Origin of the sequence: Roseovarius nanhaiticus (genome assembly GCF_900156535.1) — a bacterium.
GTDB lineage: Bacteria > Pseudomonadota > Alphaproteobacteria > Rhodobacterales > Rhodobacteraceae > Roseovarius > Roseovarius nanhaiticus.
Genome location: NZ_FTNV01000001.1, coordinates 1,669,561 through 1,692,768 on the forward strand (window position 1 = coordinate 1,669,561; position 23,208 = coordinate 1,692,768).

The following is a 23,208-nucleotide window of genomic DNA, read 5'->3' on the forward strand; positions in this document are numbered from 1 at the left end:
GCCATGCGGGGATGTGATCCGGTTCACATCGGGACGCACGCATCTGTGCGATCTACTGCCAATCACAAGATTGGAGTGTCCCATGTCCCTCGAAATCTGGATCGCCCTCGCCGCCGCAAATTTCATTGCGTCCCTCGTTCCCGGCCAGAACGCCGCGCTTATCGGGTCTTCGACCGCCCGCTCCGGCCTGCCCGGAGGCAGCTTCGCGATGGTCGGCATACTGGCTGCGGAATTGATCTGGTCTGTCGCGGCACTTGTTATTGCGCTAGGCGCGCGCGAGCTGAGCCCGACGCTCTGGACGGAGCTTCAGATAGGCAGTGGCATCGTTCTTTTGGCGCTTGGCCTGCACACATTGCGGGCAGCGCCGGTTGATGCCATCGACGTTGGGCGTGCGCCGCGCCGCGCCCGTGTCGCGGCGCATGGCCTCTGGATCGGGCTGGCAAACCCGATGGCGCTGGTCTTTTTCCTGTCGCTCTTCCCGGCCTTTGTCCCGGTCAATGCCACCGCGCCGGATTTAGGCATGCTGGTGTTCTATGCCTCCGCCGTGGTGGCGTCATCCGCCGCCGGGCTGGTGCCATACGTCATCGCGTCGAATGCGTTGGCCAAGGGCGGGCTCGCTGTTCCGTTGCAAATCTCCTGCAGCGGAATGCTCGTGCTGCTGGGCGGTCTCGTGTTGCTTCGCCTGACGCTCTAGAGGCGATATCAGGCGCCCAGACGTGCCTCGGCGTTTGCCCGCGCGGCCAGCGCCGTCAGGCTTGGCACCGTGATCAAGCCGCCATCGACGGACACGAGACCGTCATGTGCAAGCGCGGTCATCCGCTTGTTCACAGCCTCACGGGTCACACCCAGCATCGCGGCCAGTTCCGATTGGGAGAATTTGCGGTTCAGCCGCGCGCTGCCTGCCTCCACCGTTCCGTGGGACAGCGCCAATTCATGCAATTTGAGCGCCAGTCGACCGCCAAGACCGCTGAACGCAAATCCGCCGATCGCCACGATGTTGCGCCGCAAAAGCTCGCACAGAAGCTGGATCAGATGGCGACCAAGGGCAGGGTCGGTTGCCAGAACCTCCTCCATCGCCTTGCAGGGCAAGATCAAACATTCCGAACTCTCGATCGCGGTTGCATTGGCCGAGCGTGGCAGCCCGTCGAGAAGCGCGATCTCGCCGAAAGGGTCGCCGGGCTCCAGCAATGCCAGCGTCAATTCGCGCCCTTCGGCATCGGCAATCCAGATTCTGACAAGGCCGGAAAGCAAGATCCGTAACCCGTCGGCGGCGTCTCCGGTTTGAAACAGCGTCTCACCTGCGGAGCTTTTCCAGACATAGCTGGCGTCGGCCAGCGCCTCGACACTTTGCCGCTCCGCTCCGGCAAACAGATAGCAACTCTTCACCGCATCCGCCAATTTTGCTTTCTGCATCCGTCCCTCCTGGATAAGGCATTTCGCGAAGTGCCCGCATAGCTGCTTTTGGGAAAGTGAGCGTTTGATGTGAATACTGCATGCCTTTCGCCGGTGCTGCCAGACCAACTACAATTCGCCTTGGCTAGGGCATGTGGGGTGTGGCTTGACGTTCGATCTCAAGTTCCGGCTTCATGTCCTGCGCGCCCGGCTCCAGAACGCGCAGAGTTTCAAAATCAAATTCGCAGGCTCTCACTCTGAGTGAGGGGCCAGCGGAAGACTGATCCACAATCGCCTCACCCAGACCGGCATTGCGCAGTGAGGGCCGCCCGGATCGGGCCGCTAAGCCTCTGCCAGTAGCGCCGATCATATGGCCGTAAAAGGGCAGGGGTCCCCGCTCCAATTCCCGCGCATTCTTGTTCGTTGAGGACCCCGAGACGACTCCTTGAAAGGAAAGTGATTGCAAGACTGGCAATCTACGCGCGGTGCCGCGTCTGCGCGGCCACACGAAAATGGACAACACGGCGCGCTGCCTCGTCATTAAATCCGAAGACGCGCTTGCCATTGCGCGGGCGATGGACCTCTGGGCAGCAGGGCAGGTCGGAAGCGGTCGGTCCTTGCCGAGAACATCAATCTCCAATTTGGATTTCCTTCATCATCCCATTCTGCCCCGTTGAGCGCTTGGCGTCGTCCCGAAAAATTTTCTGTAGAGCCGCGTGAAGTGACCGACGCTCTGAAAACCGCTCGCAACCGCGATCTGTGAAATCGACATCTCGGTTTGCAGCAGCAAGTTGCGGGAGCGATCCAACCGAAGCTCCATGTAGTATCTGCTTGGGCTGGTATTGAAATACCGACCGAAGAGTCGCTCCAACTGCCGCGCTGAAATCCCCAGTTCCTGCGCGATCACGTTCGGCGAGACGGGCTCTTCTAGCGCGCCGCGCATGATTTCGATGGCACGCGACACGTGGGGGTTTCGCATGCCGAGGCGGGACTGCAGCGAAATCTTTTGATCGACCGAGGATTCGCGGGCCCCGGCATAGACCATCATGTCGGACACCGCGACAGACAGATCATAGCCGTGATCCTGCTCGATCAGGTGCAGCATCAAGTCCGCCGTCGCCGTCCCGCCGGATGCGGTGACATGCTTCTCGTCCGCGACAAACACGCTTCGGACAAGGGTCACGTCCGGAAATCGCTCCACGAAGGCATCGTGGTATTCCCAATGGATCGCGGCCTTCATTCCGTCCAGAAAGCCGGCCTCGGCCAGAACCCAGGCCCCGGAACACAGCGCGCCGACTTTCGTGCCTGTCGTGCGCGCCTTGCGCAGCGATGTCAGGAGCCCGGCGGTGATGTGGTCTGTCATGCCGAGCCCCGGAATGACGAATAGCCTGTCAGAACGGGGCACGTCGCCGAAGGCATGCTGGACCAGCGTGACCGACCCGTTAGAGGCCCTCGCCGAGACACCGTCTTCGGAGGCATAGGACCAGGTGTAGAGCGGCGCATCCCCGATCATGTTCGCGATGCGCAACGGCTCGATCGCGCAGGCCAAGGTCAGGTGGGTGTGATTCTCGACCAAGAGAAAGACGAAGTGCTGTGGGCTCATACTAGCATTCTTCGGAATGGGGGCGGTGGCGGGGGTCGTATTTGATACGAAAGATGTCGATCAACTATATACACACTTTATAAAGTCGGTATAGACATGATCGACGCCATTCCCGAACGAGATGAAGGAGAGCCGCGTGACAGCGGATGCCAAGATGACCAAAGCGATGCTTTACGACCATCTGAGGATGGAGATCCTGTCCACTCGGATGGCACCGGGCGCCGATGTGGACGAGGCCGCATTGTCGGCCCGCTTCTCGATATCGCGTACCCCGCTGCGCGAGGTGCTGCGGCAGCTCGCGGGTGAGGGATATGTCGTGCTGCGCGAAAATCGCTCGGTCCGCGTGACGGACATGTCCTTCGCGACCATGCGGGATTTCTTTGTGGCGGCTCCGATGATCTATGGGGCCGTGTTGCGCTTGGCTGCGCGAAATGCACGGCCGGGCCAGCTGGATGCGTTGCACGAGGCGCAGGCGCGCTTCAAAAGCGCGCTCAGCAAAGGCACTGCCGTGGACCGTGCGCTTGCCAATAACCGCTTTCACGAAGTCACTGGCGAGATGGCAGGCAACATCTATCTGCTGCCGTCCTTTCAGCGCCTGCTGATCGATCACGCGCGGATCGGCACCACCTTTTACCGACCGCAATCCAACGAAATGGCCGACAACCTCAACAAGGCAAGCCACCAGCACGACGAAATCATCGCCGCGATCGCGGCGGGTGATGAGCTGCGTGCCGGTCAACTGGCCGATGAGCACTGGAACCTATCGCGCGGGCAGATCGAGCTTTTCGTGATGCCCGGCAGCCTCGATCTGCCCCTCGGCGCCCTGCCCAAGGCGACAACCGGATGAGAAACACATGACCCCGATTTTCAGATTTGACGGAATCTATACGCCCGTCGTCACACCCTTCGCCGATGATCACTCGGTCCGCTGGGATGCCTTGGCCGACATCATCGACTGGCTGATCGAACAGGGCGTTCACGGCCTGATCACCGGTGGCTCCACCGGCGAGAATTATGCCCAGACCGTTGCCGAGCGGATCGAGGTCGCGCGCTTTACCGTTCAGCACGTCAAGGGCCGGCTGCCCGTGATCGTGGGCACGGGCGCGATGCTCACCGGCGATTCCATTGCGCTGGCCAAGGCTGCGCGCGAGATGGGCGCCGATGCGATTTTGCTGGCCTCGCCCGCCTATTCCGTGCCGACGGATCGCGAAAATGCGCTGAACGCACTGGCCATCGACAAGGCGGCAGATCTGCCGATCATGCTTTACAACTATCCGGGCAGGACCGGGACCATGATGGGCGAGGAGTTTCTGGACCGCGTGGGTCGGTCGCGCAATTTCTGCGGGATCAAGGAAAGCTCGGGCGACATCAACCGCGTCCACCTTCTGGCGCGCGATTATCCGCATATCCAGCTGGGCTGCGGCATGGATGATCAGGCGTTGGAATTCTTCGCCTGGGGCGCGCCCTTCTGGGTCTGCGGCGGATCGAATTTCCTGCCCGCCGAGCATGTGGCGCTCTACGAGGCATGCGTGTTGCAGGGCGATTTCGCCAAGGGCCGACGGATCATGTCGGCGATGATGCCCCTGATGCGGGTGCTGGAACAGGGCGGCAAGTTCATTCAGACGATCAAGCATGGCGTGACGATGAACGGGATCGACTGCGAGATCGTCCGCCCGCCGCTGAAGGGGCTGAACAAGGACGACAAACGGGCGCTGGAACAGGTGACCCGTGTGCTGAAGAAAACCATAGCCGATATCCGCGCGGAGGGCACGACATGAGCTTGGCGACCAAAGACGAATACAAGGCCATCGCGGCCGATATGGACTTTCCGGTCGGCGCGTTCATCGACGGCGGCTATCGCCCGGCCATCTCGGGCAAGACATTCGCGACTGTGAACCCGGCGACCGGTGTCGAGCTGGCGCAGGTCGCCTCCTGCGGCGCGGAGGACGTGGATTTCGCGGTGGCCAAGGCGCGCGAGGCATTTGACGACGGTCGCTGGTCCCGCTTGCATCCCTCGGAGCGCAAGGATGTGCTGGTCCGGCTGGCCAAGCTGATGACGCGCAATGCTCGCGAACTGGCGGTGATGGAAAGCCTCGATTCCGGCAAGACGATCTTTGATTGCGAAACCGTGGACGTGCCCGAAACCATCCATTGCATCAAATGGCACGCCGAGCTGATCGACAAGATCTACGATCAGGTCTCGCCCGCCTCGGACGATCATATCGCCATGATCGTGCGCGAGCCGATCGGCGTGGTCGGGCTGGTTCTGCCGTGGAACTTCCCGCTGCTCATGATGGCGTGGAAGATCGCCCCGGCATTGGCTGCCGGCTGCTCGGTCGTGCTCAAGCCCGCAGAGGAGACGTCGCTCACCGCATTACGACTGTCCGAATTGGCCGCCGAGGCCGGGCTGCCGCGCGGCGTGCTGAATGTGCTTCCGGGCGGCGGCGCCGAGGTTGGCGAGCCGATTGGCCGGCACATGGATATCGACATGGTCTCGTTCACCGGCTCGACGGCCACCGGCAAGCGGTTTCTTGGATATTCGGGCGAGTCGAACGTCAAGGAAGTGGTGCTGGAAATGGGCGGCAAGAACCCCGCCATTGTCATGGACGACGCCCAGAACCTCGATCGGGTGGCCGCGCATATCGTGCAGGGGGCCTTCTGGAACATGGGCGAGAATTGCTCGGCCACGTCACGCCTGATCGTCCACAAGGACGTCAAGGCCGAGCTGCTAAAGCGCATCGCCCATCACGCGAAGGCCTGGAATGTCGGTGATCCCCTCGACCCGGCAACACGGATCGGCGCGCTGGTCTCGCGCGCGCATTACGACAAGGTCTGCGGCTATCTGGAGCAAGCCGAGAGCTTTGTCATCGGCGGCGCGGCCAAGGACGGCTTTGTCGAGGCGACGGTGATTGACGTGTCCTCGAACGGTGACGCCCTCGCGCGCGAAGAGATCTTCGGCCCTGTCCTGTCGGTCCTTACCGCCGGCAGCTTTGACGAGGCAATCGAGATGGCCAATGACACTGACTATGGGTTGGCCGCCTCGCTCTTCACCGCCAATGCCAAGCGGGCGATCCGGGGCGCGCGGATGCTGCGCGCCGGCACCGTGACGGTCAACAGCTTTGGCGAGGGGGACATCACCACGCCCTTCGGCGGCTACAAGCAATCGGGCTTCGGCGGGCGGGACAATTCGGTTCACGCCCATGATCAATACACCCAGCTCAAGACGATCTGGATCGACCTGTCCGATGATGCGGATGAGGCGGTGGATTGACCAGCTACCGCGCCACGCGGCGGCCGGTCCACCAAGGCCCGGCGGCCTGGAATGTGATCCTCGGGCCGCAGCCCGGCCCGCAGACGCTCGAGGCCGACAGAACGGCGGATTTCATCGTGATCGGCGCAGGGTTTGCCGGGCTGTCGGCGGCACGGCGGCTGACCCAGCTTCAGCCGGGCGCGCGGATAGCGGTGCTGGAGGCAGGCCGCGTGGCCGAAGGCGCGGCGGGCCGCAATTCCGGCTTCATGATCGACCTGCCGCATGACCTTCAGTCCGAGGATTACGCGGGGGCGGGCGATGACCGCCGGATGATCGAAGTCAACCGCCACGCCATCCGTTTTGCCGCAGATGCGGTCGAGGCCTATGGCATCGACAAGAATTACTTTGACCGTGCGGGCAAGGTGAACGGCGCTGTCAGCGCCGCTGCCGAGGCGCATAACCGCAGCTATGCGCGCCACCTGGAAACCTTGGGTGAAAGCTGCGAGATGCTGGATGCGCAGGCCATGCGCGAGATGACAGGCTCGGGCCATTACCGCTCGGGACTCTATTCGCCGGGCACCGTCATGCTGCAGCCAGCGGGGTATATCCGCGGGCTCGCCAAGGGGCTGCGCGCGGGTGGCGTGGACATCTACGAGGGGGCCGCTTGCACGCGCATCGACCGGGTTGGCGCGGACTGGCAGGTGCAGACGGACCACGGGCGCATCACGGCCCCGCGTGTGATCCTGACGGTCAATGGCCATCTGGAAAGCTTCGGGATCGAAAAGGGCCGCCTCCTGCAGCTCTTCCTTTTCGCCGTCATGACGCCCGTGCTGGACGCGGATGCCTTGGGCCGTCTGGGCGGGCAGCCGCGATGGGGCATCACCCCGTCCGACCCCATGGGCACGACCGTGCGCAGGATCGACAGCGGCCAGGGCGGCAACCGGATCGTGGTACGCACCTGCGCTGCGCTGCGCCCCGGCATGCGGGCGGCACCCAAGGACGTCACCCGCGCCGCGCGCGTGATGCAGGCCAAGTTCGACCAGCGGTTTCCACAGCTTGCCGGACTGAGGATGGAGCACGCCTGGGCCGGGCATCTCTGCCTGTCCTTGAACGGTGTTTCGGTCACGCGGCAACTGGACGAGGGCGTGTTTTCCGGCTGTGTCCAGAACGGGCTGGGGACTGCGCGAGGCACCCTTGCGGGCATCGCGGCCGCCGAGATGGCCGTGGGGGATGCCAGCTGTGCGACGCAATATTTCGCAGGCGAATCCCGCCCAAAGCGCTTGCCACCACAGCCGTTTCAGCAGATCGGCGCCAATGCCTTGCTACGGATAAAGGAGTGGCGCGCGCGGGAGGAGTGACCGGGCCGCGCCTCCGTTCGTCTGCGCCGGTGCAAGGGCCATTTATGCAGTAGAGCCCGATCTCCGGGACCGCCTCAATACTCCTGGTTCAGGGCATCGGCCGCCGGGATCTCGCGCTCGCGTCGCGCGATGTAGTCCAGCAACGCTTCATTCTTCGCTTCGTCCAGCTTTGGCTCCTTATACTCCGACAGCAACATGCGTGCATGCTCCAGTGCGCGCTCGGTGATCTCCTTCGAGCCGTCGGCAACCCATTGTTCGACCGAGTTGTTGTCGAACATCTCCGGCATGAAATAGGCCCGTTGGAAATTCTCCAGCGTATGCGGATGGCCAAGGTAGTGCCCGCCCGGCCCGATATCCGAAACAGCAGCCAGTGCCTCGTCGAAATCGTCCCACTGCGGCCCTTGGGCCATGCGATAGGCCATGGCACATTGCTCGGCATCGACGATGAACTTCGCGACCGAGCAGTGCATCCCGGCCTCGTTCCAGCCCGCCGAATGCCAGATGTAATTCGCACCCGAATGCATGACGGCTGACAGCGTCGTGGCGCTCTCATAGCCGGCTTGAGCGTCGAATGTCTTGGCCCCGCCCAGGGTGTTCGAGGTGCGCCACGGCACACCATAGAACCGCGCCATTTGCCCGATCATGAAGTTCATCAAACTAATTTCCGGCGTGCCCGCCATCGGGGCGCCGGACTTCATGCTGACGGTCGACAGGTAGTGACCATAGATCGCCGGGGTACCTTTGCGGATGAACTGCGTGTAGGCCAGCGCCGACAGCGCCTCGGCGTTCAGCTGTGCGACTGTCGCGGGGACGGACGCGGGCGTGTTCGCCCCGCCCAGCACGAAGGGCGAGCACAGCACCGGCTGATTGCGTTTGCAGAAGGCGCGCATCGCCCCCAGCATCGTCTCGTCCCAGACCAGCGGTGAGTTGCCGTTGCAGTTACCGGTGGTGACGGGGTGATCCTCGAGGAAGTCCTCCCCGAAGAGAACCGCGCACATCTCCATCACATCCTCGGCGTTCTTGGGCGAGGTGGTCATGCCCATGAACATCTTGTCCGAATGCTTCATCGACGAATAAGTGATGCGCAGGTGACGCTGGCTGATCGGATGGTCGTAGGGCTCGACAATATGATGCGCGGTGGAATGCAGCGCCGGGCTCATGTGGCTGAGCTTGTGAAACATGGCGAGGTCACCCAAAGTCGGATTGCGCCGCACATCATCCAGATCGCGCAAATAGGGCGCGCCGGTCATTGGCACGAAGACCGCATGCCGGCCGCCCAGCCGCACGTTATTGGCGGGGTTTCGCGCGCGGTAGGTGAAGTCCGACGGGATCGAGGCGATCAACGCCCGCACCAGACCCCGGTCGAGGTAAACCCGATCTCCGACGACCTTCGCACCAGCGCGTTTCCAGTCCGCAATGGCGATGTCATCCCTGAAGATGACGCCGACATTCTCGAGAATATCCATCGAGGCCGCGTCAATCTTTTCGACATGTGCGCCGTCCATCAGTTCGCAGAATGGGAGCCGGTTCGAGAGTCCCGGCAGCATTGTGATATCGCGGGTGCTGCGCAGGGTGCGCCGGGCCGAGCGGCCCCCTGCGCGGGATCGGGTCTTGGCGGGCTGGACATTCATGGCAGAGCCTCCTCGTTTCACAGATACTGGCCGGGCCTCTGCAAGAAGTCAGGGATGATTGCGAAATGTGGGTGCGAGAAACGACATGAATAGCGCCGTCTCGCACGGTAGATCGACTGCACTGTGCAAAAGCTGAGTTCGGACATTGAAGACGATCGCAGAGAATGGCGGCATGCCGTCCCAAAACTGCGTTCAGCGTCTCTTGGGGGCAGGGGACTTGCGCCAATCGCTCTGCCACAGATGGACTTTGGCCCGCGCGTGCTGATTTGTCAGGCCACTGCAAGCCCTTGAACGTCACGCGGATCACCTGTTCGGCGCTGGTCCCGACGTGTGGTTTTAGCCGGGCGATGTCTGCAAGAGATGAATTGATCGAGGATTGCGCCACGGCCATCATCCTGATCTTCGTGCCTGAGCTGCGATAGGAAACCACGCAGAATACTCAGGTCTGCTTTAATGGCACGATCCAGCGCGCTCTGCGCGTTTCGTTCGGCTAGTGGAAGGCCGTCGATATCGATGACGATCGGACTGTCGAGATCGACAAAATACGGCGCAAGAACTACCCGCACGACACCACCATTTGCGACATTTCCGGAACCGCGATCCTGATCCAGCCCCGGCAGGAGATCATGCGTTGCCCGATGACCAACACGGACCGGTCAGAGGTTCTGCTCCAGCATATTCTGACCGCAGAAACATTCGCCCACGTCTTTGATGAGGCCTGTTCCATCGCAACAAGAACGCAGCGCATCCGCCTTAAGGCTCGTGGGTGCGTTCCTCCTCCAAGTGGTCTTGAGATCGACGCTCGGCGCGCTGCAACCCTGCTACGCTGTGGCCTTTGTGCTCTACACACTGATTGACAGATGCGAGCCCAACTTTCCCAGATGTCGTCCCGCAGCATTTTGCACGAGCTGATAATCCAGCCTAGTGCGCACGGCCCGTTCAAGGCATTACAGTCGTCGTCCGTGAACTGGATGAGGTGCTCGGTCTGCACGGCATTGCAGGCGGATTGCCGACAGACACCCGGATTGGACGCAATCGGACCAAAAACCCTATCAATCCTGATTTGGAGACCGGAACTCACGCTCGGATCGCGCGTCAGATGGCGGTATTACCGAATAGCGGACGTGCCAGGCTTGATTGCAGCGCAAAACAGCGAAAAGATGTCAAATCAGACACTCCACTTGGAATATGTTGGCTGAGAGAGATAACCCCGATGAGACCTGCACAATCAGAAGAAGACTTTCGGACGCGCATCGGCCGCCGCATCAAAGCAGCCATTGCCGCTCTCCTCTTGTGCATTCCGACCGTTGCGCTTGGTGACGAGCCTGATGCTCGGGACTCCATCCGCTATGTTGCTGAATTTGCGCGATCGAAACCTTTTACTCTGGCATCTCTCTTTATTCCCAATTGGGAAGTTGCCTTAAAAATCAATGGTAGCGAGTTCCGCTTGGATATTGGCGCTGGCGAGGACCTCAAAGACCTCTGCATCATTGAGGAGACGGTTCCTACGACGGGTAGGTTTATCGCAGAAGATCTGATGTGTGACGGAACGCTAGATGAACTAAAGGTCGTTCAGTTGGGAAAGTCCGTTCCCCGCTCCTTGAACATCACGGCAAATCAGCAAAGTCGATTTGAGGCAGATGCGGCGTTTCTTGCCCGCTCAATTGCGGTTCTGTCTCTGGCATCACCTGCTGGGGCTGAGATTGAAAGCTTTGAGTTTCCTGATCCTTTTTCCATCGCGACCCGTCCGGACAAAGACCTTGCGGCCGTGCTTACCGCAGACATTCCCCTGTTAAAGAAACAAGGAACGGTGGAGGAAGGAAAGTATCATTTTTTTTGGGTTGAAATTGATGAGGGATACAGATTTCAGCGCATTGCTTCGACAAAAGAAAAAAACGGGCGGCCTCTCAGTTGCCTGGACATGATCATCACGCCTGAGCTGAATGCTCTTGGCTATCATCGCATTCAGTTTGAAGCACCAAATTGCCAACTTGATGGGGCGGGTTTTTATCGCGTGACGTTGAATAACAAATTCGAGCCATTCGAATTGAGCGTTGACGAACGCGCCAATTGGATAAACGGATTTTCGCGGGTCTTGCATTATTGGAATGTCCGCGAAAATTCCAGGTAAGCCACGGCGCCAACGCGGCTGATCACGTTCTGATCGGTCATTCAGCTGCGCGTTTGGGCGCTTACGCCGGCGATCTGGGCAATGAAGAAAGAGGCGCTTCCTTTGCAGTCTGGCAGACACTTAGCACGCATTCATACACTGCGCGGCATCCAGTGAATTAGGCTCTAGCCCGTCACTTGCTGCGCTTGGCTTGAAAATTCGCGACAGGAAGGCCGCCCGGCCTTCGCAAAAATCGCTATCTGCGTATTGCTGCCTTTGGTGCGAGGCGCCGCGAGTGACCGTTCACCACCCGAGAAGCTCGGTAATCGATCCGTGAAGACCCTGGACTAAGCCGGTAGCAAAACGCTGGAAGCGCGCGACGGCTTGTTCATGTGCGTGCGGTAGCCATGTCTGGCGAAAGGAGCGACACATCGCAGTGAGTGGCCATCACGCGCAACCCGCATGATGGGTTGGTCGAGATATGGCGAGCTCACAGTGAATTATCGCAGAGCGTTTTCACAGATAGGTGGCGGAGGAGGTGGGATTCGAACCCACGGAGGACTTACACCCTCGTCGGTTTTCAAGACCGGTGCATTCGACCACTCTGCCACTCCTCCGACGACACCCGTTTAGGCGGCGCCGCGCGATTCTGAAAGTGTCTCTTTGCGTCAAATACGGCTTCGGCCGCGAGAGGTGTCTGGCGCGACGACACTGCGCCGAATTTGGGGAATTCCGCCGAATGCGTTCGCGGGGGGCACTGTGTGCTTTTCTTGACTGGTGCGGTTAGCTAGAGTGCGCGCACGCGGCAACGACCGTGGATGCTGGCGCGGTGCGTCCGCCTCGATCCGGGAATGGCAAGGTCTGACCATCCGGGCACGAGGAGGCAGCGGAACGCGGGGCACGAAAGACAGGCAAGGGGCGAGGCATGGGAATTCTTAGGGCAGGCAATGCGCCGGGATGGCGCAAGGCGGCATGTGGCGGCGCGATGGCTCTGGCCCTCGCGGGATGCGAGGATATGGGCGGCATGTTTGCGGGCAAGTCCGAGCCTGCATCGGTCTCGGGCGATGCCTCATCGGTGCGCTTGGTCGAGCGTGATGTCGAGGCGCCGAACGTATTTCAGGTCACCGACAAGGGCCTTTGGGACGGGCGCCCGTCGCTGGGCGGCGTTTGGGTGGCGCATCCGGACGTCAAAGAGCCCGAGCGTGTCATCATTCGCAATACCGCAAATTCGAAATTCGTGATCGGCGCGCTCTTCCGGCGCGAGCGGGCCAATCCGGGTCCGGCGTTCCAAGTGTCGTCCGACGCCGCCGCCGCGTTGGGAATGCTGGCCGGCGCGCCCGCACAGCTCAACGTGACCGCGCTTCGCCGCGAGGAAGCGCCGGTGGCGGACGTCTCGGAGGAGGCTGCGCTCGATGACGGGACTCAGACGCTTGCGCCCGGCACGGTCGAAACCAGCTCGCTAGACCCGGTGGCCGGTGCCGCCGCCGCGATTGACGAAGCTGATGAGGTGCGCCCGCAAGCCGCCGCAGCGCCCGGCGCCTCCGAGGCCGCGCCGCAGCCCGCGCGCGTGGCCAGCGCGCCCGCCAGTTCGGATCTCAGCCGGCCTTTCATTCAGATCGGCATCTTCTCGGTCGAGCAGAATGCCGAGAATACGGCAACCGCGATGCGCCAGGCTGGCATGGTGCCCACCGTCCGCAAGGAGGGCAGCCAAGGCAAGACCTTCTGGCGAGTCATCGTCGGCCCGGCCCAGACCGAGGCCGAGCGCGCGGCGCTTCTGACCAAGATCAAGGGCGTCGGCTTTGACGATGCCTATGCGGTCAGCAACTAGGACATGACGAAAGGGTCGGCGTCCTCGGGCGCCGCCCCCTCAGATACCAGACGACGGAGCAAGACACAGATGCACCACGCCCGGACCTCGAGCCCGCTCACATCACTGCGTAACGCGCTGGCCGCGGGGTTGGCACTTGCCTGCCTTTCGGCGCCCGTATCGGCCTTCGATACCGCGGCCGAGGCGGCCTATGTAGTCGATGTCGGCACCGGCACCGTTCTGCTCGACAAGAACGCAGATCAGCCCCTGCCGCCTGCGTCGATGTCCAAGCTGATGACGCTCTACGTCGCGTTCGAGGCGATCCGCGACGGGCGCCTGTCGCTCTCCGAAGAGCTGCCCGTCTCGCGCCACGCGATGAGCTATGGCGGCTCGACCATGTTTCTGGACACGACCGACCGGGTCAAGGTCGAGGATCTGCTGCGCGGCATCATCGTGCTCTCGGGCAACGACGCTTGCGCCGTCATCGCCGAGGCGCTCAGCCCCGACGGCACCGAGGCGGGCTTTGCCCGGTTCATGACGCAGCGCGCGCAGCAGATGGGCATGACCAATTCGCGCTTTGCCAATTCCAACGGCTGGCCCGCGCCGAACCACGTGATGAGCATGCGCGACCTCGCGCTGCTGTCGCGCCATATCATTCAGGATTTTCCCGAATTCTATCCGATGTTCGCGGAGACCGAATTCGAGTTCGACGGACGTGCGCCTCAGAACACGCAGAACCGCAATCCCATCCTCAATCTCGGCATTGGCGCCGACGGGTTGAAAACCGGACACACGCAGGCGGCGGGCTATGGCCTGACCGGCTCGGCCAAGCAGGGCGACCGGCGCGTGATCTTTGTCGTCTCGGGGCTGGAGACCGCGCAGGCGCGGGCCGAGGAATCCGAGGCCATTGTCAACTGGGCCTTCCGCCAATTCGCCGAAAACACGCTGGTCGAGGCAGGCACGGATGTCGCCCGCGCAGATGTCTGGATGGGCGAGACGGACAGCGTGGGTCTTGTTACCGAAAACGATCTGACGATGCTGCTCCCCGTTCTGGGCGATGACAAGGTCGCGGCCGAGGTGATTTATGACGGCCCGCTTGAGGCGCCCATCACTGCGGGCACCAAGGTGGGCGAGCTGATCGTGCGCCCCGAGGGCATGCCCGAGACGCGCGTACCGCTGCTGGCCGGATCGGATGTGGCGCGGGGCGGTTTCGCCATCCGGCTCAAGACAGTGTCCAGCCTTTTGATCAAGCGGTTGCAGCAGGGGCCCGAGGGCACGCTGTGACGCATGGCCTCTTCGTCAGTTTCGAGGGGATAGACGGGTCGGGCAAATCCACGCAAGCGCGGATGCTGCACGATCATCTGGCTTCCGAAGGCCATGAGGCGATCCTGACGCGCGAGCCGGGTGGCAGCCCCGGCGCCGAAGAAATCCGCGCTTTGGTGCTGAACGGCGCGCCGGATCGGTGGTCGCCCGAGACCGAATTATTGCTTTTCACTGCCGCGCGGCGCGACCATCTGGAGCGGACGGTGCGCCCGGCGCTCGAGGCGGGGCGCACCGTGATCTGCGACCGCTTCGCCGACTCGACGCGCATGTATCAGGGCCTGCGCGGGCCGGGCTTGCGCGCCAGCGTAGATGCGCTGCACGATCTGATGATCGCGCAGGAGCCGGATCTGACCATCCTTATCGACATCGATGCCGAAACCGGCCTTGCCCGCGCGATCGAGCGGGGCGGCGAGGGCCGGTTCGAGGCGTTCGGCGGCGAGATGCAGCAGCGCATGCGCGACGGCTTTCTCGCGCTGGCCAAGGAATTTGCGGGCCGTTTTGCGGTCATCGATGGCGCGCGCGCGCCGGATGCCGTGGCCGCCGATGTGCGCGCCGCCGTCATGGCCCGGCTGGGGGCCGCATGAGCGACGACGCCCCGCAGCCTGACCGCATCGAAGGCGCGCCCCACCCGCGCGAGACAGCGCAGCTGATTGGGCAGGGCGCCGCCGAGGCGGCGTTTCTGGCCGCTTACAACGACGACCGCCTGCATCACGCGTGGCTTCTGACCGGCGCGCGCGGCGTGGGCAAGGCGACATTTGCCTGGCGCGCGGCGCGGTTCCTTTTGGCCCATGATGAAGGGGAGGACGGCATGTTCGGCGCGCCGCCCGCGCCCGATACCCTTGATATATCGCCCGATCATCCGGTCTCGCGGCGCATCCTGGCCCGGTCCGAGCCGCAGCTGTTCCACATCACGCGCCAGATCAACGAAGATACCAAACGCCTACGTGACGTGATCCGCGCCGAGGATGTGCGCAGCCTGCACAACTTCCTCATGCTTTCCAGCGCCGATGGCGGCCGCCGCGCCGTTATCATCGACGCGGCGGATGAGATGAATGTGACCGCCGCCAACTCCCTTCTCAAGATGCTGGAGGAGCCGCCCGCGCGCACGACATTCTTTCTGATCAGCCATCAGCCCTCCGGCCTCTTGCCCACGATCCGATCGCGCTGCCGCGAGCTGCGCCTGCCACCGCTCACTGCAGATGACATGGCCGCGGCGCTGGCGCAGGCCGGGGCCGAGACGGGCGCACAGACCGCCGCGCTGGCCGCGCTCTCGGGCGGGTCGGTGGGCGAGGCGGTGCGCCTGATCAACCTCGGCGGGCTGGAGCTTTATGCGCAGCTGGTCACGCTCTTGTCGGATCTGCCGAATGTCGATCGCCCTCGCGCGCTGGCACTGGCCAATGCCGCCGCACAGCGCGGCGCCGAGGACAAGCTGACCCTGCTCATCTGGATGATCGAGCTGATCCTGGGCCGCATGGCTCAGACCGGCGCAACCGGCGCGGCGCCCAGCCCCGAGGCCGCCCCCGGCGAGGCCGAGATGCTGACCCGCGCCGCGCCCGATCTGGCCGCCGCCCGCGCCTGGGCCGATTGCGCGCAGGATGTGGGGACGCGGATGCGCCATGGCCGGGCGGTCAACCTTGACCCTGCCTCACTCGTCCTAGATACCGTGTTCAGAATACAAAAGACGGCGGCGGGTCAGCCCGCCTGAGGGGCGCATGACTGAAATTACAATCACCGACAGCCACTGCCACCTCGACTTTCCAGACTTCGCCGAGGAGCTGCCCGACGTCGTGGACCGCGCCGTTGCCGCTGGCGTCACGCGCATGGTGACGATCTGCACCAGGCTGCGGCAGGAGCCGCAGGTGCGCGCCATCGCCGAAGCGCATGCGCCGGTATTCTACGCCGCCGGCACCCACCCGATGAGCGCGGCGGACGAGCCGCTGGTGAGCGTTGACGAATTGGTGGCGCTGGCGCAGCACCCGAAATTTGTCGGCATCGGCGAGACGGGGCTGGATTATCACTACACCGCCGAGAGTGCCGAGGTGCAGCAGACCAGCCTGCGCATCCATATCGAGGCCGCGCGCCGCACAGGCCTGCCTTTGATCATCCACGCGCGGGATGCGGATGCGGACATGGCCCGCATCCTGGCCGAAGAGCACGCGCAAGGCGCCTATGCCTGCGTCATGCATTGCTTTAGCTCCGGCGCGGAACTCGCTGAAAAGGCTCTGGATCTCGGGTTCTACCTTAGCATGTCCGGCATCACGGCCTTTCCCAAGTCGGGCGATCTGCGTGACATCTTTGCTGCCGCTCCGCGGGACCGTATCTTGGTCGAGACGGACGCGCCCTATCTTGCCCCTCCGCCCCATCGCGGCAGGCGGAACGAGCCGGCCTATACCGCGCATACGGCCCGAAAGGGCGCCGAGACGATGGGCATGGACTGGGCCAAATTCGCCGCCCAGACACAAGCCAATTTCGACCGGCTTTTTACCAAGGTCGCGGCCTATGAGGGGCGTGGCTGATGACGACACGCAGGTTCATCATCCTTGGCTGCGGCTCGTCCGGTGGCGTGCCGCGTCTGGCGGATATGCCCGGTGGCAACTGGGGTGATTGCGACCCCGCCGAGCCGCGCAACCGCCGCACGCGCTGCTCGATCCTGATCGAGCAGGAGGGCGCGGATGGCGGCCTCACCCGCGTTTTGATCGATGCCTCGCCCGACATGCGCGAGCAGCTTTTGCGCCACGGTATCGGCACGCTGGACGCGGTTGTCTTTACCCATAGCCACGCCGATCACTGCCACGGCCTCGATGATCTGCGTATCATTGTCTTCAACTCGCCCGGCCGCCTGCCGGTCTGGGCCGAGCCCGCGACGCAAGCCGCCCTGATGGAGCGGTTCGGCTACGCCTTCGTTCAGCCCCAAGGGTCGAGCTATCCGCCCATTCTGGACATGAACACGATCGATGGCGACATCACCGTGACGGGCGCCGGCGGTGCGATCACGCTCAGCCCCTTCGAGGTCGAGCATGGCGCCATGATGGCGCTGGGATTCCGCGTGGGCGATGTTGCCTATCTGCCCGATGTGGCCGATATGAACGCCGCGTGCTGGGACAAGGTGCAGGGCCTCGACACCTGGATCCTCGACGCGCTGCGCCGCAAGCCGCATCCGACGCATCTGCATCTGGAGCGGACGCTGGAATGGCTGGCCCGCGCCGCGCCGCGCCGGGGCGTCATCACCAACATGCACACGGATATGGATTACCGCACGCTTCTGGCCGAGCTGCCGGAGGGTATCGACGTGGCCTATGATGGCATGACACTGACATTCGACGTGCCGAAGGCGGGGTAGGGACTTGAGCGCACTTCTGGACGTCGTCCTGCCCGTTTTCGTTGTGATCGGGGCAGGGTATCTGGTGGTCTGGCGCGGCTGGTTCGCGCAGTCGGGCGTCGAGGGCCTGATCCGCTTTACGCAGAATTTCGCCATTCCCTGCCTGCTCTTCACCGCGATATCGCAGCTGGATCTGGGCGAGAATTTCAATTTCCCGCTGCTTTTCAGCTTCTATTCGGGCGCGCTGGCCGGGTTCTTCCTTGGTATGTTCGGCGCGCGGCTGGTCTTTGGCCGCCGCTGGGAGGACGCGATCGCAATCGGCTTCTGCTGTCTTTTTTCCAACTCGGTCCTTCTGGGCCTGCCTATCACCGAGCGCGCCTATGGCGCGGATGCGCTGGAGGCGAACTTTGCCATCATCGCGCTGCACTCGCCCTTTTGCTACGGCGTGGGCATCACGGCGATGGAGATTGCGCGCTCGGGCGGGGGCGGCTCTGCCCAAGTGGCACGCAAGGTGTTGAAGGCCATGTTCTCGAACGCGCTGATCATCGGGATCGGGCTGGGCGTGATCGTCAATCTCAGTGGCCTCACGGTGCCCGCGCCGCTGCAGAGCGGGCTTGACCTGATCGCGCGCGCGGCCCTGCCAGCGGCACTCTTCGGGCTGGGCGGTGTGCTGGTGCAGTACAAGCCCGAGGGAGACCTGCGGGTGATCGCCATGGTCTGCGTGATCGCGTTGATCGCGCATCCCACGATCACCTTCACCCTTGGCACCGTGCTGAGCCTGCCCGAGAACGCCATTCGAAGCGCCGTCGTCACCGGTGCAATGGCGCCGGGGATCAACGCCTATATCTTTGCCAACATGTATTGCGCCGCGCGGCGGGTTGCGGCCTCGGCCGTGCTGATCGGTACCGCGCTCTCGATCCTGACGACATGGGTCTGGCTGGGGCTTTTGCCGTGATAACCCGCCGAAAGCATTTCTGATGCGAACCACGCGCGACAGGATTCGCCACGCGGTCATGTTCGAGGCGGTCGGCCTTGCCATCGTCATCGGCTTCGGCGGCTGGCTCTTTGGCCTCGCGACGCGGGATATGAGCGTGATCGCGGTGGTCAGCACCACGCTCGCCACGCTCTGGACCTATGTCTATAACCTGCTGTTCGACCGAGTGATGCAAGCGCGCGTCGGCCATACGCGCAAGGGGCTGTGGCTGCGCGTCGGGCATTCGGTGCTGTTCGAGATCGGGCTTTTGACCATACTCGTGCCCTTCATCGCGCTTTACCTCCAGATCGGTCTGATCGAGGCGTTGCTGATGGATGTGGCGATATCGCTGTTCTATCTCGTCTTCGCTTTTGGCTATAACTGGCTCTACGACATCGTCTTTCCGGTGCCCGAAGCGCCGCGCCCCTGAAGGCGGACCTAGTCGCGCACCCCGCCCCCCTTGAACGCGTTGGGGCCGTGGTAATTCACTGGCTCCTCGGTCATTTCCAGATGCAGGCCCTCGCCGCGCCAAGGATGCGCGCGGGCCAGATCCTCGTCCACTTCGATGCCAAGGCCGGGCGCCTCAGGCACATCAATGTAGCCGTCCGTGATGGTGATGCTGCTCTGGATCAGCGCGCGGTGAAAGCCGGTGTCGATCGTCTCGGCCATCAGAAGGTTCGGGATGCTGGCCGCCAGTTGCACATTCGCGGCCCACTCGATGGGCCCGGCGTATAGATGCGGGGCCACCTGCGCATTATAGACCTCGGCCATGGCCGCGATCTTCTTGCATTCCCAAATGCCCCCCGCGCGGCCCAAGGCGGGTTGCAGGATCGCGGCGCCGCCATCGCGCAGAACGGGCGCGAACTCGGCCTTGGTGGTCAGCCGCTCGCCCACGGCGATGGGCAGGCCGGTGGCGGCGCCCACCTTGGCCAATGCGCCCACATTATCGGGTGGGCACGGCTCCTCGTACCAAAGCGGATCATAGGGCGCGATGGCACGGCCGAGGCGAATGGCGCCCGCGGTGGTGAACTGCCCATGCGTGCCGAAAAGCAGATCCGCCCGGTCGCCCACCGCCTCGCGGATCGCCGCGCAGAAGGCCACCGATTGCGCGATGTCGCGCCGCGAGGGCATATGCCCGCCGCGCAGCGTGTAGGGGCCTGCGGGATCAAATTTCACGGCTGTATAGCCCTCATCCACCAGCTGCGCCGCGCTTTCGGCGGCCATGTCGGCAGAGGACCAGAACGCGTCCTCGTCGTGATGGGGCAGGGGATAGAGATAGCTGTAGGCGCGGATGCGGTCATTGACGCGGCCCCCCAGAAGGGCATGCACCGGGCGATCATACGCCTTGCCGAGGATGTCCCAGCAGGCGATCTCCAGTCCCGAAAACGCGCCCATCACGGTCAGGTCGGGTCGCTGCGTGAAGCCCGAGGAATAGACGCGGCGGAACATCAGCTCGATATTCTCGGGGTTCTCACCGGCCATGTGCCGCTCGAACACATCCTCGATCACGGCGCGCATCGCCTCGGGGCCGACGCTTGCGGCATAACATTCGCCCCAGCCGATGATGCCGGTATCGGTGGTCACCTTGACGAGGATCCAGTAGCGCCCGCCCCAACCGGGGGCGGGGGGCGAGGTGACGATGATGTCGAGATGATTGAGACGCATTGCGTGCGCTCCTAAGTATCGAGGCTGCCGTAACGGGACAGCGCGCGTTGAAAGATATCGGCATCCACGTTCCCGCCGGAGATGGTGACGATCACATCGTCGCCTTCGATCTGATCGGCGCGGAAAAGCGCGGCGGCCAGCGCCACAGCGCCCCCCGGCTCGGCCACCAGTTTCAGCCGCCCCCAAGCGAGGGCCATGGCGCGAAGCGCCTCTTCGTCGGACACGGCGAGGCCCGGACCGCAGAGGCGCTGCAGGATGGGAAAGGTAATTTCGCCCGGCTGGGGCGTGATGATCGCATCGCACAGCCCGCCGGAGGTGCGCGCGTTGCGCTCAATCCGGCCCGACGCCAAAGAGCGGGCGGTATCGTCGAAATCCTCAGGCTCACAGGGCCGCGCGCGCAGGCCGGGTGCGTCCGCCTCCAGCGCCAGCGCGATGCCCGAGGTGAAGCCGCCGCCGCCGCAGCAGACCAGCACATCGGCACGCCGGATGCCCATCTCCGCCGCATCCTCGGCAATCTCGAGGCCCGCGGTGCCCTGGCCTGCGATCACTTGCGGCTCGTCATAGGGGCGGATCAGGGTCAAGCCGCGCGCGGCCTCCAGAGCCTCGCCGATTTCCTCGCGGCTTTCGCCGCCGGCGCGGTCATATAACACCACCTCGGCCCCGAGGGCGCGGGTATTGGCAATTTTCAGCGCTGGCGCATCGCTGGGCATGATGATGACGCTGGGCACGCCATGCTGCGCCGCCGCCAGTGCCACGCCTTGCGCGTGATTGCCGGAGGAAAAGGCCAGCACGCCGCGCGCGCGAGTGGCATCGTCCAGCGCCGAGACCGCCGCATATCCCCCGCGATACTTGAAACTGCCAGTATGCTGAAGGCACTCGGGCTTGACCCAGACGCGCCGCCCGGCGATCCGGTCGAGGAAGGGCGAAGACAGCAGCGGCGTGCGCCGGGCGTGGCCCTTTATGCGCGCGGCAGCGGCGCGGATCATGTCGATATCGCTCATGCGAAGTCCTTCAGATGGCTGAGAATTCCCTCCAGCGCCGCGCGCTCGTCGAGGAAGGGCACATGGCCCCGGTCCGGCACTGTGACGGCCCGCATATCTGGCGCGCGGGCCTGCATCCGCGCCAGTATCTCGGCATTCAGCAGGTCGGAATTCGCGCCCTGCAGCACCGTGACGGGCAGCTGGGCCAAGGCATCCCACAGCGCCCAGAGATCGGGCGCGGGGCCGGCGCCCGCCTGACCCAGCAGCGCGTCGCGCAAACGCGGATCATAGCGCAGATCGAGACCATCAGAGGCCTGGTTCCAGATCAGCTCGGCATGGATACGCCAACGATCGCGCGTCACGCCCGCAAAGCGCGGCGCCATGAGGGCCACAAGAGCATCCGCAGCCGCATCGTAATTCGCAAAGGTCGGACGTTGGCCGACATACTCGAAAATCCGCTCCAGCCCGCCGGGCGCAATTTCCGGACCAATATCGTTGAGAATGGCGCCGTTCAGCCTTTGGGGATGCGTCGCCGCAAGCAGCATTGCGATCAGACCGCCCCGCGAAGTCCCGAGGATCGTTGCACGCTCCAGCCCCAGATGATCCATGAGGGCGATGGCGTCTTCGGCCTCCTGCGCGACGGAATAGGTGGTGATATCATGCGCCCAATCCGACTGACCACGTCCGCGATAATCCATGCGGATCACGCGGTATTCGGGCAGGAACGGCAGGACAAAGCGGAAATCCTCGGAATTCCGCGTAAGGCCCGCAAGGCATAGGATCGCGGGGCCATCATGTGCGCCCGGCGCGTCCAGACTGTCGATATAATGCAGGTTGAGCCCATCGGGGGCGGTGAAGCGGGCCATCAGATGCCCGCCAGGGCGGGAATGCCGCTGAGGTCGCGCAGAACATGGGCTGGCTTGCCGGGCAGGCACTCCACCGGCTCGTCCGCGCGGTTTGCCCAGGCCACGGTAAAGCCATAGGCCGAAGCGGCCGCCGCGTCCCAGCCGTTGGACGACACGAAGAGCACCTTCTCGGGCGCGCAGGCAAAACGGCGCCCGACCATGTCGTAGACCACCTTGGCCGGCTTGTAGATGCCGCACATCTCGACCGACAGGATATCGTCCAGATCGCCGCGGATCCCGGCCGAGACGGTCGCCGCCTCCAGCATCTCGGGCGTTCCGTTCGACAGGATGGCGGTGTTCAGCCCGGCCTCCTTCAGCTTGCGCAGCATGGGCGCCACTTCGGGATAGGCGCCCAGCTCGCGGTAGAGCTCCATCAGGCGCGCGCGCAGGGCCGCGTCCTCGATCCCCTCGGCGGCCAGCGCCCAGTCGAGCGCGTCGCCCGTCACCGTCCAGAAATCCGCGTGGTCCTCCATGATGGTGCGCAGCCAGGTGTATTGCAGCTGTTTGAGCCGCCAGTTCTGCGCAATATCCGGCCAGCATTCAGCCAGTTGTGCCTGTCCCGGTTCTTCGGCGGCGGTGCGGGCGGCGGCGGCCACGTCCAGCAAGGTGCCATAGGCGTCGAAAATGCAGGTCGTTATGGCCATGCCGTCCCCTCGGATTTGCGCTGGCGCCAGATTGGCACAGGCAGCGCCGGCGGAAAAGGGCGTTTCGGGCGACGGGGCGACGCGCATCGATACTGTCACGCAGACGGCGCCTCTAGGCGAAAACCTTTAAGCAAAACCAGTAACTTGGCCCGATCTCGCCCGGCATCCGTTTGCAATCCGCACCCGGCATCGCTACATCCCCTCTCAATTCGCACAAGCACCCGCGCGATGCGTGGCCTTGCAAATTC

The 23,208-nt window shown here is 63.5% G+C and carries 22 protein-coding genes and 1 tRNA gene; 14 read left to right on the forward strand and 9 right to left on the reverse strand.

Annotation, left to right across the window (positions count from 1 at the left end):
- Positions 1-82 precede the first annotated feature (82 nt).
- A complete protein-coding gene (locus BW975_RS08080; protein WP_076532537.1) occupies positions 83-694 on the forward strand; it encodes a LysE family translocator in 612 nt (203 codons plus the stop codon).
- A gap of 8 nt (positions 695-702) precedes the next feature.
- Here BW975_RS08080 and BW975_RS08085 read toward each other — a convergent pair whose 3' ends face one another.
- Positions 703-1,413, reverse strand: a complete 711-nt coding sequence (locus tag BW975_RS08085; RefSeq protein ID WP_076532538.1) for a Crp/Fnr family transcriptional regulator — start codon at positions 1,411-1,413, stop codon at positions 703-705.
- Positions 1,414-2,047: 634 nt separating this feature from the next.
- Entirely contained in the window at positions 2,048-2,995 is a 948-nt protein-coding gene (locus BW975_RS08095; protein WP_076532542.1) for a GlxA family transcriptional regulator, read from the reverse strand.
- 136 nt (positions 2,996-3,131) lie between these two features.
- Here BW975_RS08095 and BW975_RS08100 point away from each other — a divergent pair, with 136 nt between their 5' ends.
- From BW975_RS08100 to BW975_RS08115, 4 genes are read left to right on the forward strand one after another with little or no spacing between them, the layout of a single operon-like run.
- A complete protein-coding gene (locus BW975_RS08100; protein ID WP_335743495.1) occupies positions 3,132-3,842 on the forward strand; it encodes a GntR family transcriptional regulator in 711 nt (236 codons plus the stop codon).
- Positions 3,843-3,849: 7 nt separating this feature from the next.
- A complete protein-coding gene (locus BW975_RS08105; RefSeq protein ID WP_076532546.1) occupies positions 3,850-4,773 on the forward strand; it encodes a dihydrodipicolinate synthase family protein in 924 nt (307 codons plus the stop codon).
- Positions 4,770-6,266, forward strand: a complete 1,497-nt coding sequence (locus BW975_RS08110) for an aldehyde dehydrogenase (protein ID WP_076532548.1) — start codon at positions 4,770-4,772, stop codon at positions 6,264-6,266. The genes BW975_RS08105 and BW975_RS08110 overlap by 4 nt, the downstream gene beginning before the upstream one ends.
- Positions 6,263-7,603: an NAD(P)/FAD-dependent oxidoreductase gene (locus tag BW975_RS08115; RefSeq protein WP_076532550.1), complete on the forward strand. Its 1,341-nt coding sequence runs from the start codon at positions 6,263-6,265 to the stop codon at positions 7,601-7,603. The genes BW975_RS08110 and BW975_RS08115 overlap by 4 nt, the downstream gene beginning before the upstream one ends.
- A 74-nt stretch (positions 7,604-7,677) precedes the next feature.
- Here the strand turns inward: BW975_RS08115 and BW975_RS08120 are convergent, their stop codons facing one another.
- Together BW975_RS08120 and BW975_RS17920 are read right to left on the reverse strand one after the other, a co-directional pair.
- Entirely contained in the window at positions 7,678-9,234 is a 1,557-nt protein-coding gene (locus BW975_RS08120) for a trimethylamine methyltransferase family protein (protein ID WP_076532552.1), read from the reverse strand.
- A 269-nt stretch (positions 9,235-9,503) separates the two neighbouring features.
- Positions 9,504-9,800 carry a hypothetical protein gene (locus BW975_RS17920; protein ID WP_139194202.1) on the reverse strand — a complete coding sequence of 99 codons (297 nt, stop codon included), beginning with the start codon at positions 9,798-9,800 and terminating at the stop codon, positions 9,504-9,506.
- A 647-nt stretch (positions 9,801-10,447) separates the two neighbouring features.
- On the opposite strand from BW975_RS17920, the gene BW975_RS08125 reads away from it, so the two are divergent.
- Positions 10,448-11,365, forward strand: a complete 918-nt coding sequence (locus BW975_RS08125) for a hypothetical protein (RefSeq protein ID WP_076532556.1) — start codon at positions 10,448-10,450, stop codon at positions 11,363-11,365.
- A 506-nt stretch (positions 11,366-11,871) separates the two neighbouring features.
- Here the strand turns inward: BW975_RS08125 and BW975_RS08130 are convergent.
- Positions 11,872-11,961, reverse strand: a tRNA-Ser gene (locus tag BW975_RS08130).
- 308 nt (positions 11,962-12,269) lie between these two features.
- Between BW975_RS08130 and BW975_RS08135 the strand changes: the two genes are divergently transcribed.
- The 8 genes from BW975_RS08135 to BW975_RS08170 all read left to right on the forward strand — a co-directional run bounded on the left by BW975_RS08135 (position 12,270) and on the right by BW975_RS08170 (position 19,196).
- Positions 12,270-13,172 (forward strand): SPOR domain-containing protein, encoded by a 903-nt coding sequence (locus BW975_RS08135; protein WP_076532558.1) that lies wholly within the window; start codon positions 12,270-12,272, stop codon positions 13,170-13,172.
- 69 nt (positions 13,173-13,241) lie between these two features.
- Positions 13,242-14,435 carry a D-alanyl-D-alanine carboxypeptidase family protein gene (locus BW975_RS08140; protein ID WP_076532560.1) on the forward strand — a complete coding sequence of 398 codons (1,194 nt, stop codon included), beginning with the start codon at positions 13,242-13,244 and terminating at the stop codon, positions 14,433-14,435.
- Positions 14,432-15,058: a dTMP kinase gene (tmk, locus tag BW975_RS08145; protein WP_076532562.1), complete on the forward strand. Its 627-nt coding sequence runs from the start codon at positions 14,432-14,434 to the stop codon at positions 15,056-15,058. Before BW975_RS08140 ends, tmk begins: the two co-directional genes overlap by 4 nt.
- Positions 15,055-16,179 (forward strand): DNA polymerase III subunit delta', encoded by a 1,125-nt coding sequence (locus BW975_RS08150; protein ID WP_076532564.1) that lies wholly within the window; start codon positions 15,055-15,057, stop codon positions 16,177-16,179. Before tmk ends, BW975_RS08150 begins: the two co-directional genes overlap by 4 nt.
- Positions 16,180-16,186: 7 nt before the next feature.
- Positions 16,187-16,990, forward strand: a complete 804-nt coding sequence (locus BW975_RS08155; protein ID WP_076532566.1) for a TatD family hydrolase — start codon at positions 16,187-16,189, stop codon at positions 16,988-16,990.
- Complete coding sequence (locus BW975_RS08160; protein WP_076532568.1) at positions 16,990-17,814, forward strand: MBL fold metallo-hydrolase; 825 nt, start codon at positions 16,990-16,992, stop codon at positions 17,812-17,814. Before BW975_RS08155 ends, BW975_RS08160 begins: the two co-directional genes overlap by 1 nt.
- Before the next feature lie 4 nt (positions 17,815-17,818).
- Positions 17,819-18,748, forward strand: a complete 930-nt coding sequence (locus tag BW975_RS08165) for an AEC family transporter (protein WP_076532570.1) — start codon at positions 17,819-17,821, stop codon at positions 18,746-18,748.
- A 22-nt stretch (positions 18,749-18,770) separates the two neighbouring features.
- The gene (locus tag BW975_RS08170) at positions 18,771-19,196 is read left to right on the forward strand and encodes a PACE efflux transporter (RefSeq protein ID WP_076532572.1); all 426 of its coding nucleotides are present in this window, start codon (positions 18,771-18,773) and stop codon (positions 19,194-19,196) included.
- An 8-nt stretch (positions 19,197-19,204) separates the two neighbouring features.
- Here BW975_RS08170 and BW975_RS08175 read toward each other — a convergent pair whose 3' ends face one another.
- Genes BW975_RS08175 through BW975_RS08190 form a run of 4 tightly spaced genes read right to left on the reverse strand, consistent with a single transcriptional unit; the run spans position 19,205 to position 22,960 of the window.
- The gene (locus BW975_RS08175; RefSeq protein WP_076532574.1) at positions 19,205-20,431 is read right to left on the reverse strand and encodes a mandelate racemase/muconate lactonizing enzyme family protein; all 1,227 of its coding nucleotides are present in this window, start codon (positions 20,429-20,431) and stop codon (positions 19,205-19,207) included.
- A gap of 11 nt (positions 20,432-20,442) precedes the next feature.
- Positions 20,443-21,432, reverse strand: a complete 990-nt coding sequence (locus tag BW975_RS08180) for a threonine ammonia-lyase (RefSeq protein WP_076532576.1) — start codon at positions 21,430-21,432, stop codon at positions 20,443-20,445.
- Positions 21,429-22,277, reverse strand: coding sequence for an alpha/beta fold hydrolase (locus BW975_RS08185; RefSeq protein ID WP_076532578.1), 849 nt, complete (start codon positions 22,275-22,277; stop codon positions 21,429-21,431). Before BW975_RS08185 ends, BW975_RS08180 begins: the two co-directional genes overlap by 4 nt.
- Positions 22,277-22,960 carry a haloacid dehalogenase type II gene (locus BW975_RS08190; RefSeq protein ID WP_076533546.1) on the reverse strand — a complete coding sequence of 228 codons (684 nt, stop codon included), beginning with the start codon at positions 22,958-22,960 and terminating at the stop codon, positions 22,277-22,279. Before BW975_RS08190 ends, BW975_RS08185 begins: the two co-directional genes overlap by 1 nt.
- Positions 22,961-23,208 lie beyond the last annotated feature (248 nt).

Excerpts from the sequence above, each read along its gene's own strand:
- BW975_RS08080 (WP_076532537.1), top strand. The coding sequence starts at position 83 with ATGTCCCTCGAAATCTGGATCGCCCTCGCCGCCGCAAATTTCATTGCG.
- BW975_RS08085 (WP_076532538.1), bottom strand. The coding sequence starts at position 1,413 with ATGCAGAAAGCAAAATTGGCGGATGCGGTGAAGAGTTGCTATCTGTTT.
- BW975_RS08095 (WP_076532542.1), bottom strand. The coding sequence starts at position 2,995 with ATGAGCCCACAGCACTTCGTCTTTCTCTTGGTCGAGAATCACACCCAC.
- BW975_RS08105 (WP_076532546.1), top strand. The coding sequence starts at position 3,850 with ATGACCCCGATTTTCAGATTTGACGGAATCTATACGCCCGTCGTCACA.
- BW975_RS08110 (WP_076532548.1), top strand. The coding sequence starts at position 4,770 with ATGAGCTTGGCGACCAAAGACGAATACAAGGCCATCGCGGCCGATATG.
- BW975_RS08120 (WP_076532552.1), bottom strand. The coding sequence starts at position 9,234 with ATGAATGTCCAGCCCGCCAAGACCCGATCCCGCGCAGGGGGCCGCTCG.
- BW975_RS08125 (WP_076532556.1), top strand. The coding sequence starts at position 10,448 with ATGAGACCTGCACAATCAGAAGAAGACTTTCGGACGCGCATCGGCCGC.
- BW975_RS08135 (WP_076532558.1), top strand. The coding sequence starts at position 12,270 with ATGGGAATTCTTAGGGCAGGCAATGCGCCGGGATGGCGCAAGGCGGCA.
- BW975_RS08140 (WP_076532560.1), top strand. The coding sequence starts at position 13,242 with ATGCACCACGCCCGGACCTCGAGCCCGCTCACATCACTGCGTAACGCG.
- BW975_RS08150 (WP_076532564.1), top strand. The coding sequence starts at position 15,055 with ATGAGCGACGACGCCCCGCAGCCTGACCGCATCGAAGGCGCGCCCCAC.
- BW975_RS08155 (WP_076532566.1), top strand. The coding sequence starts at position 16,187 with ATGACTGAAATTACAATCACCGACAGCCACTGCCACCTCGACTTTCCA.
- BW975_RS08160 (WP_076532568.1), top strand. The coding sequence starts at position 16,990 with ATGACGACACGCAGGTTCATCATCCTTGGCTGCGGCTCGTCCGGTGGC.
- BW975_RS08170 (WP_076532572.1), top strand. The coding sequence starts at position 18,771 with ATGCGAACCACGCGCGACAGGATTCGCCACGCGGTCATGTTCGAGGCG.
- BW975_RS08175 (WP_076532574.1), bottom strand. The coding sequence starts at position 20,431 with ATGCGTCTCAATCATCTCGACATCATCGTCACCTCGCCCCCCGCCCCC.
- BW975_RS08180 (WP_076532576.1), bottom strand. The coding sequence starts at position 21,432 with ATGAGCGATATCGACATGATCCGCGCCGCTGCCGCGCGCATAAAGGGC.
- BW975_RS08185 (WP_076532578.1), bottom strand. The coding sequence starts at position 22,277 with ATGGCCCGCTTCACCGCCCCCGATGGGCTCAACCTGCATTATATCGAC.
- BW975_RS08190 (WP_076533546.1), bottom strand. The coding sequence starts at position 22,960 with ATGGCCATAACGACCTGCATTTTCGACGCCTATGGCACCTTGCTGGAC.